This is a genomic window from Bradyrhizobium sp. LLZ17 (assembly GCF_041200145.1).
Taxonomy (GTDB): domain Bacteria; phylum Pseudomonadota; class Alphaproteobacteria; order Rhizobiales; family Xanthobacteraceae; genus Bradyrhizobium.
Genome location: NZ_CP165734.1, coordinates 6,758,982 through 6,772,398 on the forward strand (window position 1 = coordinate 6,758,982; position 13,417 = coordinate 6,772,398).

The 13,417-nt window shown below is 64.0% G+C and carries 13 protein-coding genes and 1 pseudogene; 9 read left to right on the forward strand and 5 right to left on the reverse strand.

Going from position 1 to position 13,417, the window contains the following annotated elements:
* Positions 1–14 precede the first annotated feature (14 nt).
* Positions 15–1,238, reverse strand: a complete 1,224-nt coding sequence (locus AB8Z38_RS32385; RefSeq protein WP_369721646.1) for a polyhydroxyalkanoate depolymerase — start codon at positions 1,236–1,238, stop codon at positions 15–17.
* A 181-nt stretch (positions 1,239–1,419) separates the two neighbouring features.
* Here AB8Z38_RS32385 and AB8Z38_RS32390 point away from each other — a divergent pair, with 181 nt between their 5' ends.
* Positions 1,420–2,076, forward strand: coding sequence for a glutathione S-transferase family protein (locus tag AB8Z38_RS32390; RefSeq protein ID WP_369721647.1), 657 nt, complete (start codon positions 1,420–1,422; stop codon positions 2,074–2,076).
* Between the two features lie 269 nt (positions 2,077–2,345).
* On the opposite strand, the pseudogene AB8Z38_RS32395 reads toward AB8Z38_RS32390, so the two are convergent.
* Positions 2,346–2,571: pseudogene (locus AB8Z38_RS32395) on the reverse strand (hypothetical protein).
* Between the two features lie 183 nt (positions 2,572–2,754).
* Here AB8Z38_RS32395 and AB8Z38_RS32400 point away from each other — a divergent pair.
* From AB8Z38_RS32400 to AB8Z38_RS32420, 5 genes are all read left to right on the forward strand, one after another.
* On the forward strand, positions 2,755–3,096 hold the full coding sequence (locus AB8Z38_RS32400; protein ID WP_369721648.1) for a hypothetical protein: 342 nt from the start codon (positions 2,755–2,757) through the stop codon (positions 3,094–3,096).
* 103 nt (positions 3,097–3,199) lie between these two features.
* Entirely contained in the window at positions 3,200–4,033 is an 834-nt protein-coding gene (locus tag AB8Z38_RS32405) for a GyrI-like domain-containing protein (protein ID WP_369721649.1), read from the forward strand.
* Positions 4,034–4,167: 134 nt separating this feature from the next.
* Entirely contained in the window at positions 4,168–5,106 is a 939-nt protein-coding gene (locus AB8Z38_RS32410; protein ID WP_369721650.1) for an SMP-30/gluconolactonase/LRE family protein, read from the forward strand.
* Positions 5,107–5,223: 117 nt separating this feature from the next.
* Positions 5,224–5,817 carry a GNAT family N-acetyltransferase gene (locus AB8Z38_RS32415; RefSeq protein ID WP_369721651.1) on the forward strand — a complete coding sequence of 198 codons (594 nt, stop codon included), beginning with the start codon at positions 5,224–5,226 and terminating at the stop codon, positions 5,815–5,817.
* Positions 5,818–5,832: 15 nt separating this feature from the next.
* Complete coding sequence (locus AB8Z38_RS32420; protein WP_369721652.1) at positions 5,833–7,479, forward strand: GMC family oxidoreductase; 1,647 nt, start codon at positions 5,833–5,835, stop codon at positions 7,477–7,479.
* Between the two features lie 1,013 nt (positions 7,480–8,492).
* Here the strand turns inward: AB8Z38_RS32420 and AB8Z38_RS32425 are convergent.
* Together AB8Z38_RS32425 and AB8Z38_RS32430 are read right to left on the reverse strand one after the other, a co-directional pair.
* Positions 8,493–9,335, reverse strand: a complete 843-nt coding sequence (locus AB8Z38_RS32425; protein ID WP_027529387.1) for a MoxR family ATPase — start codon at positions 9,333–9,335, stop codon at positions 8,493–8,495.
* Positions 9,336–9,425: 90 nt separating this feature from the next.
* A complete protein-coding gene (locus AB8Z38_RS32430; RefSeq protein WP_045002165.1) occupies positions 9,426–9,671 on the reverse strand; it encodes a GlsB/YeaQ/YmgE family stress response membrane protein in 246 nt (81 codons plus the stop codon).
* A gap of 122 nt (positions 9,672–9,793) precedes the next feature.
* Between AB8Z38_RS32430 and AB8Z38_RS32435 the strand changes: the two genes are divergently transcribed.
* The 3 genes from AB8Z38_RS32435 to sseA all read left to right on the forward strand — a co-directional run bounded on the left by AB8Z38_RS32435 (position 9,794) and on the right by sseA (position 12,587).
* A complete protein-coding gene (locus AB8Z38_RS32435) occupies positions 9,794–10,969 on the forward strand; it encodes a VWA domain-containing protein (protein WP_369721653.1) in 1,176 nt (391 codons plus the stop codon).
* Between the two features lie 128 nt (positions 10,970–11,097).
* The gene (locus tag AB8Z38_RS32440; protein WP_369721654.1) at positions 11,098–11,511 is read left to right on the forward strand and encodes a rhodanese-like domain-containing protein; all 414 of its coding nucleotides are present in this window, start codon (positions 11,098–11,100) and stop codon (positions 11,509–11,511) included.
* 224 nt (positions 11,512–11,735) lie between these two features.
* Positions 11,736–12,587: a 3-mercaptopyruvate sulfurtransferase gene (gene sseA / locus AB8Z38_RS32445; RefSeq protein WP_369721655.1), complete on the forward strand. Its 852-nt coding sequence runs from the start codon at positions 11,736–11,738 to the stop codon at positions 12,585–12,587.
* Between the two features lie 3 nt (positions 12,588–12,590).
* Here the strand turns inward: sseA and AB8Z38_RS32450 are convergent, their stop codons facing one another.
* On the reverse strand, positions 12,591–13,397 hold the full coding sequence (locus AB8Z38_RS32450; RefSeq protein WP_369721656.1) for a hypothetical protein: 807 nt from the start codon (positions 13,395–13,397) through the stop codon (positions 12,591–12,593).
* Between the last annotated feature and the right edge of the window lie 20 nt (positions 13,398–13,417).

Below are 13,417 nucleotides of genomic sequence, written 5' to 3' on the forward strand. Positions count from 1 at the left end.
GCCGCCGGGCCGTCCTAAGAATTGACGTGCACGAAATCCCGCAGCAGCGGATAGATCTCGTTGTTCCAGCGTTTGCCCGAGAACACGCCGTAATGGCCGACGCCGGCCTGCATGTGGTGCACCCGGCGATAGGCGCGCACGCCGGTGCAGAGGTCCTGGGCTGCGAGCGTCTGGCCGATCGAGCAGATGTCGTCCTTCTCGCCCTCGACCGTCATCAGCCCCATGCGGCTGACCGCCTTGGTGTCGACGGGACGTCCCCGATGCATCAGCTTGCCTTGCGGCAGCAGGTGCTCCTGGAACACGTCGCGCACGGTTTCGATGTAGAACTCCGCCGGCAGGTCCATCACGGCGAAATATTCGTCGTAGAAGGTCTTGATGCTGGCGGCCTTCTCCTTCTCGCCCTTGGCGATGTGATTGGCGAGATCCATGTGTTGCTTGATGTGCCGCTCGAGATTCATCGAGACGAAGGCGGTGAGCTGCACGAACCCTGGATAGACCTTGCGGAGCGCGCCGCGGCACTGCACCGGCACATAGTTGATGAGGTTGCTCTCGAACCAGTCGATCGGCCTGCTCTTGGCGAACTCGTTGACCCTGGTCGGCTGGATACGGGTGTCGATCGGGCCGGCCATCAGCGTCAGCGTCGCAGGCCGTGAGGGGTGATTGCCCTCGCACATGATCGCGGCCGCGGCGAGCGCCGAGACCGACGGCTGGCAGATCGCGACCATATGCGGCCGCGGCCCCAGCTGTCCGAGGAAGTCGATCAGATGCTCGGTGTAGTCGTCGAGACCGAAGCGTCCCTCGCTGCGCGGAATGTCGCGCGGATTGTGCCAGTCGGTGATGTAGACGTCGTGATCCTGCAGCAGCGTCTTCACGGTGCCGCGAAGCAGCGTGGCGAAGTGGCCGGACATCGGCGCCACCAGAAGCATGCGCGGCTGCTCGCCCACGCCCTCCTTCTTGAAACGCAGCAGCGAGCCGAACGGCGTCGAGTAGGCGATCTCCTCGGTGACCGCAACCTCGCGATTGCCGACCATGACGCTGTCGATGCCGTAGGCCGGGCGATGGTAAGTGAGGGTGGACCGCGAGATCAGCTCCAGCGCAGCCGAGAGTCGGCCCACCACCTGATCCGACATGCCCTGTGGCACCAGATGGAGGAATTTGAGCGCGGACGCGGCGCCCGCCCGCCACGGCGCCGTCAGATCCATCTGGTTCTGAAAGGTCTGATAAAACATCGACATCATACTGAAGTGCCCACCTGTCCGATGTTGTCATGCAATATCGAAGCCAAAGCGGGGTCAAATCGCCCGGAAAACTGGCACATCGCTTGCTATTCAAGCCGAGCGAGCCACTCGGGAAGCACAGGCAATGGGCACGCCGGTGGGCCCGGCGGGGGGTGCATCACAGGCGTGAGGGAACGGCCATATGGCGAAAGCGACACTGACCATCAGCAGCAAGAACTACTCATCCTGGTCGCTGCGTGGCTGGCTGCTGACGAAGTTTTCCGGGCTCGATTTCGAGGAGATCGTGACCGCGCCGGACGACGCATCGGCGCGCGCCGAAATCCTGTTGCTGTCGTCCTCGATCCTGGTGCCATGCCTGCGGCACGACGGCGCCACGGTCTGGGATACGCTGGCGATTGCCGAATATCTCAACGAGGCGATGCCGGATGCCGGGCTGTTGCCGGCGGATCGCGTCCAGCGGGCGCATTGCCGCTCGATCTGCGGCGAAATCCATTCCGGTTTCACCACTCTGCGCGCCTCGCTGCCGGTCAACCTGAAGGGCCACTTCCCGGCCTTCAAGATCTGGTCGCGCGCGCAGGCCGACATCGATCGCGTCTGGGCGATCTGGCGCGACTGCCTGGACAAGTCCGGCGGTCCGTTCCTGTTCGGCGAAAAGCGAACCATGGCGGATGCGATGTATGCGCCGGTGGTGACGCGCTTCGTCACCTATGACGTCAAGCTCGAGCCGCAGCTGAAGGCCTATGCCGATGTCATCATGGCCATGCCCGAGATGAAGGAATGGATCGCGGCAGCCAAGGACGAGCCGGCCGAGATCGAGGAGCTGGAGGTCGAATATTAGGCAGCCGCGCCCCGTCCTGCCCGTTTCGGCGGCGGAACTGGGGCGTGCAGGGCTGCGCCTCGGGAATTAACGTTTGCAGTCGGCAATGTGCTCAGGCCCGCCCGCGCCTCTCGCAGATGTGGTACGCGCGCACGGGCTGACTTCGATATCTAGCCGTGAACAGGCGTGGACGGAGCCATCAGGCTGATTCGGACGCGATTCGTTCGAACCGCGTTCCGAAGGTTAAGGTGCCACGCGTCGCCGTCGCATTTCGGGACAGGTGCGAGGTTTCAGGCGACCCCGGTGTGCTTCATGCGCGGCAGCCGCCATCCGATCACGGTTGCTTCCACCGCGACCCCGGCCGCGTCATTCTGCCAGCGCCCCCTCGACATAACGGCATGCGAACGGCAGCTGATACGTACCGCTGTGGTCCTCGCACAAAACCTCGACCGGCAGGCCGGGTGGCGGTTCTCCGGCGCCATCGAATTCCGCCAGACGTCTGTCGCGCGTTGCCATTCCAATAATCTCCCCTCATCAAAGCTGCGGAACGAGCGCCCACTTCTTCCGCGTACGGTTCATTGCTCCCTGTCCGAGGGAACATGCCAAGCTCAACGCGAGAATGCGGTACGAGTGTGGTAGCTTCGCCAAGGCGCGCCCAATCGGCGCAAATTGCCGTGATCAATTTGGCAAGGAACCTGGATGCCGCGCACGTTGGCTGCCGTTTGTTTCGCGATCTTACCGCTCGTCACGCCGGCGCATGCGCAGGACGTGCCCGGCATCGAGATCTGCACGGTCGAAAAGACCATGGAGCGTCGCACCAGCTGCCTTCAGAGCAATGTCGATTTCCTCCAGAAGACGATCACGAAACTTAACCTCGATCATCAGCAGAAGCTCGATGCCGCCAATCGCCAGATCGATGCGTTGAAGGTGACGCTTGCCGGCTTGCAGAAGACCATCGGCGATCTCCAGGCGGCGCAGACGAAGATCATCGAGGATGTGAAGAAGAAGCAGGACGCGCCGGCGCCGAAGGATGCGAAGTAGGTTTTGTAGGCTGGCAAAGCGAACCGTGCGGGAGCAATCCTGATCAAGCGAAGCGCGCGGGGACGGCGCATGATCGCCCCGCTTCGAATGAGAGGCGCAACCCATGAACCCAGCCCAGCGCGCGCTCTGGTACATCGAAAGCCATCTGACCGAGCCGATGACGCTCGACGAGATCGCTGCGATCGGCGGCGTGTCGCGGTTCCACATGGTGCGCGCGTTTGCCGCGGCCACCGGCTTGCCGGTGATGCGGTACGTGCGCGCACGCCGGCTGAGTGAGGCGGCGCGCAGCCTTGCCAGGGGCGCGCCGGACATTCTCAGCCTCGCGCTGGAGGCGGACTACGGCTCGCACGAAGCATTCACCCGCGCGTTCCGCGACCACTTTGGCACCACACCAGAAGCGGTGAGGGCGGCGACGTGCATCAGCCATCTCAAGCTTCAGGAGCCGATCCTCATGGACTCCACCGTATCAGACAACCTCGCCCCGCCCCGTTTCGAAACCGCAAAGGCCTTTCTTGTCGCCGGCCTCACTGACCGCATTGCCTGCGACAACGGTGCGATCATTCCCGGGATGTGGCACCGCTTCCACCAGGAGGTCGCCGACATTCCCGCGCGCATTGGCAAGGTGGCCTATGGCATCTGCTGCAATGGCGACGATGCCGGCAATTTCGACTACATCGCCGGTGTGGAAGTCGCCGACTTCTCGGATCTGCCGCGCCGCTTCGGTCGCATTCGCATCCCCGAGCAGCGCTATGCGGTGTTCACCCATTCCGATCACGTTGCCTCGATCCGCCGCACCGTCAACACGATCTGGAATCAATGGCTGCCTGCCTCTGGCCTCAAGGCCGCGGATGCGCCGAACTTCGAGCGTTATGACGAGGCGTTCGATCCCATGACCGGCAATGGCGGCTTCGAGATCTGGGTGCCGGTGAAGGACTAGCGCGCAACGCTGGCATACCTTCCCGGTTGCTTGGCAAGACGGACCTGCTTTGCCATAACCGCAGGCAAATCTTGTGTGCGAGGCCCATGCCGGACATCCCGCGCAAGCCATAACAAGCAGCCGGGAGGGTCTCCATGTCCGATGTCACGTCCAACGTCCGTGTTCTCGCCACCGACCTCGAATTTCCCGAAGGGCCGGTGGTGATGCCGGATGGTTCGGTCGTGCTGGTGGAAATCCGCGGCCAGCGTTTAACCCGGGTGTATCCTGATGGCCGCAAGGAGATCGTGGCCAAGGTGCCGGGCGGCCCGAATGGTGCGGCGCTCGGGCCCGATGGCAAGATCTACATCTGCAACAATGGCGGCTTCTCCTGGATCCCGACCCGCAACATGATCATGCCCGGCCCGCAGCCGGATGATTATCTGGGCGGTTCGATCCAGCGGGTGGATCTGCAATCGGGCAAGATCGAGACCGTCGTGACCAAATGCGGCGAGCACGAGCTGCGCGGGCCGAACGATCTGGTGTTCGACAAGCACGGCGGTCTCTGGTTCTCCGATTTGGGCAAACGCCGCGCGCGCGAGATGGATGTCGGCGGCATGTATTATCTCAAGCCCGGCATGACCGAGATCGTCGAGGTCGTGCACGGCGTGCTGCCGGCCAATGGCATCGGGCTGTCACCGGACGAGAACACGGTTTACATCGCCGAGACGCCGACGGGGCGGCTCTGGGCTTATGAGCTCTCCGCGCCCGGCACGCTCAAGCCGCGCGACGCGATTTATCGCGGCGAGCGGGGCAGGCCGATCTGCGGGCTCGGCGGCTACCAGATGTTCGACTCGCTCGCGGTGGAAGCGAGCGGCAATATCTGCGTCGCCACGCTCGTCTCCGGCTGCATCTCGGTGATCGCGCCTGATGGCGCGCTGGTCGAGCAGGTGCCGACCGGCGACCGCGTCACCACCAACATCGCCTTCGGCGGCCCCGGGCTCAAGACCGCCTACATCACGCTCTCCGGCAAGGGCGAGCTGATCGCGATGGACTGGCCGCGCGGCGGTTTGCCTCTCAATTTCCTAAACAAATAAACGGTGCTAGTTATCTTCATTGCGAGCGAAGCGAAGCAATCCAGAAATGCGGTCCGCGGAGACAGTCTGGGTTGCTTCGTCGCTTCGCTCCCCGCAATGACGTAAGGAGAGAGTTCAATGCCCTGGCCTGATCCCATCACCCTGCGCGGACAGCATGCCCGTCTGGAGCCGCTGTCGCATGATCATCGCGAGGCGCTGACGAACGCGGTAAAAGACGGAGAGCTGTCAAAACTCTGGTACACGGCGATCCCTCTGCCGGAGAACATGAGCAAGGAGATCGACCGCCGCTTGGGCCTCCAGGCCGCGGGCTCCATGCTGCCGTTCACCGTGTTCGACGGCGGCGGCAACATCGTCGGCATGACGACCTACATGAACATCGATGCCGCCAACCGCCGCGTCGAAATCGGCTCGACCTGGTATGGCAAGAGCGCGCAGCGCGGGCCGCTCAACACGCAATGCAAGCTGCTGCTGCTCACCCACGCCTTCGAGGCCCTGAACTGCATCGCGGTCGAATTCCGCACGCATTTCTTCAACCACCAGAGCCGCCGCGCCATCGAGCGCCTCGGCGCCAAGCAGGACGGCATCTTGCGCAGCCACCAGGTCGCGCCGAACGGCGCACTGCGCGATACCGTGGTGTACAGCATCATCGCCGCCGAATGGCCGACGGTGAAAGCGCATTTGAATTATCAACTCAACGACAAGCCGCGCTAAAGCGGCCGAGGCACCATGGACAGATTTGATTATGTCATCATCGGCGCGGGTTCGGCCGGCTGCGTGCTCACCAGCCGGCTGAGCGAAGATCCCGGCACCAGCGTCTGCGTGCTCGAGGCGGGCCCTTCCGACTGGCATCCCTACATCCACCTGCCGGCGGGTTTCATCAAGACCTTCCACATGAAGAGCATCAACTGGGCCTACCAGCAGGAGGTCGGGGCCTGGACCGGCGGCCGCAGCATCTATGCGCCGCGCGGCAAGACGCTCGGCGGCTCGTCCTCGATCAACGGCCACATCTACAATCGCGGCCAGCGCATGGATTTCGACACCTGGGCGCAGATGGGCAATCGCGGCTGGGGCTATGCCGACGTGCTGCCCTATTTCCGGCGGCTGGAGAAGCGGGTCGGCGAGGGCGAGGAGATTTATCGTGGGCGCGACGGCAACCTCATCGTCACGACGATGAACTGGCGCGATCCGCTGTGCGAAGCCTTCATGGAAGGAGCGGTCTCGCTCGGCATTCCCCGCAACCCCGACTACAACGGCAAGACCCAGGAAGGCGTCTCCTACTGCCAGCGCACCATCGACAGGGGCCTGCGCGTCTCCGGCGCGACCGCGTTCCTCAAGCCCGCGATGAAGCGGCCGAACGTGCATGTGCACACCCACGCGCATGCGACCGAGATCATTTTCGAGGGCAAGCGCGCCGTCGGCGTGCGCTATATGAAGGGCGGCCGCGGTGGCACGCCGGTCGAGGTGCGCGCCAACAAGGAAGTGATCCTGTCGGGCGGTACCTATAATTCGCCGCAGCTGTTGCAGCTCTCCGGCATCGGCTCGCCGGACCTGTTGCAGGCTCATGGCATCCAGGTGCGTCACGCGCTTCCCGTGGGCGAAGGACTGCAAGACCATTACGCCCCGCGCACGGTGGCGCGTGTGAAAGACATCAGGACCATCAACGAGCTACGTCGCGGCCTGTCGCTCTGGGTCGAAGCGCTGAAATGGGCCACCACGCGCGGCGGGCTGCTCTCGCTGTCGCCGACCATGGTTTATTGCTTCTGGCATTCCGGCGAGAGTGCCGAGAGCTCGGACTTGCAGCTCACCTTCACGCCGGCCAGCTACAAGGAAGGCGTGCAGGGTCAGCTCGAGGACGAACCCGGCATGACGGTCGCATCCTGGCAGCAGCGCCCCGAGAGCCGCGGCTATGTCCGTATCCGCTCGGCCGATCCGTTCGCGCCACCGATCATCCAGACCAATTATCTCGACGCCGAGCTCGACCGCCGCGTCATCGTCGCAGGCATGAAGCTCGCGCGGCGCCTTTTGAAGTCGGCGCCGTTGTCGCCCTATTACGCCTACGAGGATTTCCCGGGCCCGAACATCAACACCGACGACGAATTCCTGGCGGCAGCCACCGAGCGCGGCACCACCACCTTCCACCCCGGCTGCACCTGCCGCATGGGTCCGGCGGACTCCACCTGGGCGGTCGTCGACGACCAGCTCCGCGTCCACGGCCTCCAAGGCTTGCGCGTGATCGATGCCTCAGTGATGCCGCGCATGATCTCGGCGAACCTGAATGCATCCACGATGATGATCGCCGACCGCGCCTCCGACCTGCTCCGCGGCAAACAGCCGATGGAAGCCGCGCGCGTGCCGGATGCCGCGGTGGCGTAGAAACCGGCAAGGTAGACCGGATGGTCCTGTAGCCCGGATGGAGCGTAGCGCAATCCGGGATGACTGCACCGGTTTGCACGACTTACCCGGATTTCGCTGCGCCCCATCCGGGCTACTTGGCCGTCGGGCAAAACACCCGCCATCTCGTCAATCCCTCACCGCAAAAACATTCCACTTTACCGAAATTCGGAATTGCGGCATAAATCGAAACAGCCCGGCCTACGGAAGAGGGGCGGTTCGCGAGTCGTTCGAAACGCGGGCCGGGTTGCGGTGGACGCGGCAGCGTCGGCACGAGAGGTGCGGGCAGGGCGGGTAGTCCCTGTGAGTTCGCGGCCGCGTGTAGACGGACGACGCTGAACGCGTACGGCAAAACCGTGTGGTCCTGGCCGTCGTTGCTGCGGTCAAGCCTGTCGCGGAGGTGCGAGCGAGCCCAACCGGGCAGACTGCATCATCCAATTCGCGGGGCGAGGGAGGCCAGAACGAACTCGGCTCCCGGGAGAGCACGGCATAAGCCGTCCAACCATCGCGCAGGGAAGGCCGTGTGTTTGGCTTCACCTGTATGCCGCTGTGCAGTCCTTTTGCGCTATTTGCGCACAGCGGACCGTGGGTGCCAGCCGGCACCCGGCCTTCCCTGCGCCCTCTGGGGGGTGTGAAGGAGAGAGCATAGCTCGGGCGGAATGCGCCGCGAGGATGCGAAGGCGTGTCTGCGACTGAAATGCAAGTTGGTGATTGATGCAGTTGCCCCTTGCTCCGTCATTGCGAGCGCAGCGAAGCAATCCAGAGTCCCTCCACGGAAAGACTCTGGATTGCTTCGCTGCGCTCGCAATGACGAGGTGGAGGGAGGCTCGCACCATACTCTCACCGTCATCGCCCGCGAAGGCGGGCGATCCAGTATTCCAGAGGCGGTTGTGATTGAACCGAGAGGCCGCGGCGTACTGGATTCCCCGCTTTCGCGGGGAATGACGGCGGTGATCGGAGCGGCGGCAGCGCGCCGACGCAGGAAGGCAGTGACTCTAAACTTCCCGCCGGCTCAAAAACGCCAGCCGCTCGAACAGATGCACGTCCTGCTCGTTCTTGAGCAGCGCGCCGTGCAGCGGCGGGATCAGCTTGCGCGGGTCGCGTTCGCGGAGCTGCTCCACGCTCATGTCTTCGTTGAGCAGCAGCTTCAGCCAGTCGAGCAGCTCGGAGGTCGATGGCTTCTTCTTCAGGCCGGGGACTTCGCGCACCTCGAAGAAGATGCGCAGGGCTTCCTCCACCAGGCGCTTCTTGATGCCGGGGAAGTGGACGTCGACGATGCGGCCCATGGTGTCGGCGTCGGGGAACTTGATGTAGTGGAAGAAGCAGCGGCGCAGGAAGGCGTCCGGCAGCTCCTTCTCGTTGTTGGAGGTGATCATCATGATCGGGCGCTGCTTGGCCTTGATGGTCTCGCCGGTCTCGTAGACATGGAATTCCATGCGATCGAGTTCGAGCAGCAAATCGTTCGGGAATTCGATGTCGGCTTTGTCGATCTCGTCGATCAAGAGCACCGGACGCTGCTCGGCGGCGAAGGCGTCCCAGAGCTTGCCGCGCTTGATGTAGTTCTTGATGTCGGACACACGCGCATCGCCGAGCTGGCTGTCGCGCAGGCGCGACACCGCGTCATATTCGTAGAGGCCCTGCTGCGCCTTGGTGGTGGACTTGATGTGCCAGGTCAGCAGCGGCGCGTTCAGCGCCTTCGCCACTTCCTCAGCCAGCACCGTCTTGCCGGTGCCGGGCTCGCCCTTGATGAGCAGCGGACGCTCCAGCACGATCGAGGCGTTGACGGCGACCTTGAGATCGTCGGTCGCAACATAGTCCTTGGTGCCGGTAAATTTCATCGCGCGTCCTTGTTGGTCGGCCGGGGCGCTGCCGCGGTCCGACAAAAGGAACGGCCGCGCAAGGCGGCCGTTCCTGGTTCGGTCAGGCTTTCAGACCCGTTTTATCAGCGAAAGGATGACGAGCACAATCACCGCGCCGATGGTGGCGTCCAGGATCGAGCCGAGCGTCCCCGTGGCCAGCGCGATGCCAAGCTGCGGCAGCACCCACCCTGCGACCAGCGCGCCGATGATGCCGACCACGATGTTGCCGAGCAGGCCAAATCCCGCGCCGTGGACAATTTTGCCGGCAAGCCAGCCGGCGATCGCACCAATGATGAGTGCTGCGAGAATTCCCATTGTAAACGTCCCCAAGACAACCCCGTGAGGCGCCAATTCTAGAGCAAAAAGCCTCCCGGTCCAGCGCGCAAGCGGCATCTCCGCCCCTTGACGTCCGTCATCCGACGGGCAATCTGTCATGCATGTTCCTGCAATTCTTCACCTCTCTGCGCGATGCGCAGGTCCCCGTGACGCTGCGCGAATACCTCACGCTGATGGAGGCGCTCGACGCTGATCTGTCGGACTATTCGGTCGAGAATTTCTACTACCTGTCGCGCACCTCGCTGGTGAAGGACGAGCGCAACCTCGACAAGTTCGACCGGGTCTTCGGCACGGTGTTCAAGGGGTTGGAAAGCCTGCTCGACGCTATGGAAAAGGCGGAGATCCCCGAGGAGTGGCTGAAGAAGCTCGCCGAGAAATACCTCTCCGAGGAAGAGAAGAAGCAGATCGAGGCCATGGGCTGGGACAAGCTCATGGAGACCCTGAAGAAGCGCCTCGAGGAGCAGAAGGGCCGGCACCAGGGCGGCTCGAAATGGATCGGCACGGCCGGCACCTCGCCGTTCGGCGCCCACGGCTACAATCCAGAAGGGGTCCGCATCGGCCAGGAGAAGAACCGCAACAACCGCGCCGTGAAGGTGTGGGACAAGCGCGAGTTCAAGGATCTCGACGGCAATGTCGAGCTCGGCATCCGCAACATCAAGGTGGCGCTGCGCCGCCTGCGCAAATTCGCGCGCACCGGTGCGCCGGACGAGCTCGATCTCGACACCACCATTCGTGAGACCGCCAATCACGGCTATCTCGACGTTCACATGCGCCCTGAACGGCGCAACGCGGTGAAGCTGCTGGTGTTCTTCGACATCGGCGGCTCGATGGATCTGCATATCGAGCAGGTCGAGGAATTGTTCTCGGCGGCGAAGACCGAGTTCAAGCACATGGAGTATTTCTACTTCCACAACTGCCTCTATGAAGGCGTGTGGAAACAGAACAAGCGCCGCTTCACCGACCGCACGCCGACCTGGGACGTGCTGCACAAATACCCGCACGACTACAAGGTCGTGTTCGTCGGCGACGCCTCGATGTCGCCGTACGAGATCATGGTGCCCGGCGGCTCGGTCGAGCACGTCAACGAGGAGCCCGGCTCGGTCTGGCTCGATCGCATCATCCGCACCTATCCGCATTCGGTGTGGCTCAATCCGGTCGCCCAGAAGCACTGGGACTATTCGGAATCCACCACCATCATCAAACGCATCTTCGCCAACCGCATGTACCCGATCACGATCGAGGGGTTGGAGGGTGCGATGAAGGAATTGACGCACTGACTCGCGCCGTCATTCCGGGGCGATGCGAAGCATCGAACCCGGAATCCATTAGGCCGCAAGATCAGCCGAGAAATAGATTCGGGTTCGCGCTCCGCGCGCCCCGGAATGACAACAAGAGGGAGAACTACATGCCCCAAAACATCAGCCGCGGCATCAAGGCGCTGATCGACGAGGCCAATGCCGAGATCGAGACGCTCACCGCCAAGGACGCGATCGAGATATCGAAGAACGGCGACGTCGTCATTGTCGACATCCGCGATCCCCGCGAGATCGAGCGCGACGGCCGCATCCCCGGCGCGTTCGCCTGCACCCGCGGCATGCTCGAATTCTGGATCGATCCGCAGAGCCCGTATGCCAAGCCGGTGTTTCAGCAGGACAAGAAGTTCGTGTTCCACTGCGCCGGCGGCCTGCGCTCGGCACTCGCCGCCAAGACCGCGCAGGACATGGGCCTGAAACCCGTCGCCCACATCGCCGGCGGCTACGCCGCCTGGCGCGATGCCGGCGGGCCAGTCGAGCAATGGGAGCCGAAGAAGAAGGGGTGAGGGTGCTGCGCTGCCGCTCCAATCTCCGGCGTCATTCCCCGCGAAAGCGGGGAATCCAGTACGCCGCGGCCTCTCGGCTCAATCACAATCGCCTCTGGAATACTGGATCGCCCGTTCCTAGTGCGCAATTGCGCACTGGCCGGGCGATGACAGCGGAGTTGGATGCGCGCTGCTTCAACCTCGCTCACGTTGCGCTCGTCCCGGAATGACAAGAAAGACCTCGCATGACCACCGATCCCCTCGTCTCCACCGAATGGCTCGCCGCCCACATCAACGACGCTAACGTCAAAGTGCTCGACGCCACCTTCAAGCTGCCGGGCGTGCTGCCGCTGCCGAAGGACGACTATCTCGCCGCGCATCTGCCGGGTGCCGTGTTCTTCGACGTCGATGCGGTGTCGGATCATTCCAATCCGCTGCCGCACATGTATCCGAGCGCCGAGCAATTCGGCCGTGACACAGGCCAACTCGGCATCTCGAATGCCGACACCGTCGTGCTCTATGATGCCGGCGGCTGGGTCGCAGCACCCCGCGCATGGTGGATGTTCCTGGCCTTCGCGCACGACAACGTGCGAATCCTCAATGGCGGGTTGAAGAAGTGGCGTGCCGAGGGACGTCCGCTCGCGAGTGGCGAGGTGAAGCCAAAGCCTGCGACGTTCAAGGCGAGCTACGATTCAAAGCGCGTCCGCAGCATGCAGCAGCTGATCGCCAATCTCGAAAGCCGCGCCGAGCAGGTGATCGACGCGCGCGCCGCCGACCGCTTTGAAGGCCGCGCGCCCGAGCCGCGCGCGGGCATCCGCTCCGGCCACATCCCCGGCGCGCGCAACGTGCCTTACAATCAGCTGTTCGATGCCGACACCGGGGTGATGAAGCCGCTCGACGATCTGCGCGCCGCCTTCACGAGCGCAGGCGTGAAGCTCGACGCGCCGATCGTGACCAGCTGCGGCTCCGGCGTCTCGGCCGGCGTGCTGACGCTCGCGCTCTATCGACTGGGTATCACCGACACCGCGCTGTACGACGGCTCGTGGTCGGAATGGGGCCAGGAAAAAGGCCCGCAAATCGCAACCGGGCCGGCGTAAACCCTATTGACGCTTGCGCGTCGTCGCCGCCGCGGCGAGCGTCGGCTGTTGCGTGAAGGGATCAAGTGCCTGCTGTACCGGCGGAGGCGGCGGGCGCCGCACGATGCGGTGACGCTTCTTCGGCTTGTGCGCACGCGGCTTGCTCTCGGGCGTCGTCCCGGCGGCTTTGGCCTTCGGCGCAAGGGTCTTGGCCGGCGCGAGCTCGTTCAGCGCAGCCATCCTGGCCGCTGCGATGTCGGCGACGTGCGATGCCGGCAGCGCTGTCGCGGTGCGCGGCAGTTCGGAGGCAATGGCTGCCGGTGCCGGCGTCATCGTGGCGATGGAAGCCGTCGTGTCGGCGGGGGTGAGTGTGTCGGCGGGCGCGGAAGCCGCAGCCTCGCTCTGGGCTGGCTCGCTCTTGGCTGGCTCGGGGGCTGGTGCTTCGGTGGCGGGCGGTGCCGCTTCTATGGCCGCCCCGAGAGCTGCGACCCGAGGCTCAGGCTGGACGTTGCCATCGAGGGTCACGGCGGCCATCTGCTCGGGCGCGGTCTCGACCGCGGGCATCCCGATGCTCGGGACCTGGTCCCGCAGCGCAGGCGTGGCGTCATCGGCGGCCGGCGTGACCTGCTCCACGCGCAGAGCGGCGAGCACAGGCTGGGCCGGCTCGGGAGCCTGCGCGAACACCTGCTCCTGCGGCCCGTTCCGCCAGGACGGGTTGCTGACATATTGCTCATGGGTCGCCCGCAGCAGCGCGGCGGCCCCTAAGCCGAACACCAGGATGGAGGCTGACAGCAGGATCGCGGCAAGCAGGAAGCGAAAGCCGGGAAGCATTGACGGATTACGAATTTCCG

Bases quoted from the DNA above. Each gene is read 5' to 3' on its own strand.
- AB8Z38_RS32385 (WP_369721646.1), bottom strand. From the start codon at position 1,238: ATGATGTCGATGTTTTATCAGACCTTTCAGAACCAGATGGATCTGACG.
- AB8Z38_RS32390 (WP_369721647.1), top strand. From the start codon at position 1,420: ATGGCGAAAGCGACACTGACCATCAGCAGCAAGAACTACTCATCCTGG.
- AB8Z38_RS32400 (WP_369721648.1), top strand. From the start codon at position 2,755: ATGCCGCGCACGTTGGCTGCCGTTTGTTTCGCGATCTTACCGCTCGTC.
- AB8Z38_RS32405 (WP_369721649.1), top strand. From the start codon at position 3,200: ATGAACCCAGCCCAGCGCGCGCTCTGGTACATCGAAAGCCATCTGACC.
- AB8Z38_RS32410 (WP_369721650.1), top strand. From the start codon at position 4,168: ATGTCCGATGTCACGTCCAACGTCCGTGTTCTCGCCACCGACCTCGAA.
- AB8Z38_RS32415 (WP_369721651.1), top strand. From the start codon at position 5,224: ATGCCCTGGCCTGATCCCATCACCCTGCGCGGACAGCATGCCCGTCTG.
- AB8Z38_RS32420 (WP_369721652.1), top strand. From the start codon at position 5,833: ATGGACAGATTTGATTATGTCATCATCGGCGCGGGTTCGGCCGGCTGC.
- AB8Z38_RS32425 (WP_027529387.1), bottom strand. From the start codon at position 9,335: ATGAAATTTACCGGCACCAAGGACTATGTTGCGACCGACGATCTCAAG.
- AB8Z38_RS32430 (WP_045002165.1), bottom strand. From the start codon at position 9,671: ATGGGAATTCTCGCAGCACTCATCATTGGTGCGATCGCCGGCTGGCTT.
- AB8Z38_RS32435 (WP_369721653.1), top strand. From the start codon at position 9,794: ATGTTCCTGCAATTCTTCACCTCTCTGCGCGATGCGCAGGTCCCCGTG.
- AB8Z38_RS32440 (WP_369721654.1), top strand. From the start codon at position 11,098: ATGCCCCAAAACATCAGCCGCGGCATCAAGGCGCTGATCGACGAGGCC.
- sseA (WP_369721655.1), top strand. From the start codon at position 11,736: ATGACCACCGATCCCCTCGTCTCCACCGAATGGCTCGCCGCCCACATC.
- AB8Z38_RS32450 (WP_369721656.1), bottom strand. From the start codon at position 13,397: ATGCTTCCCGGCTTTCGCTTCCTGCTTGCCGCGATCCTGCTGTCAGCC.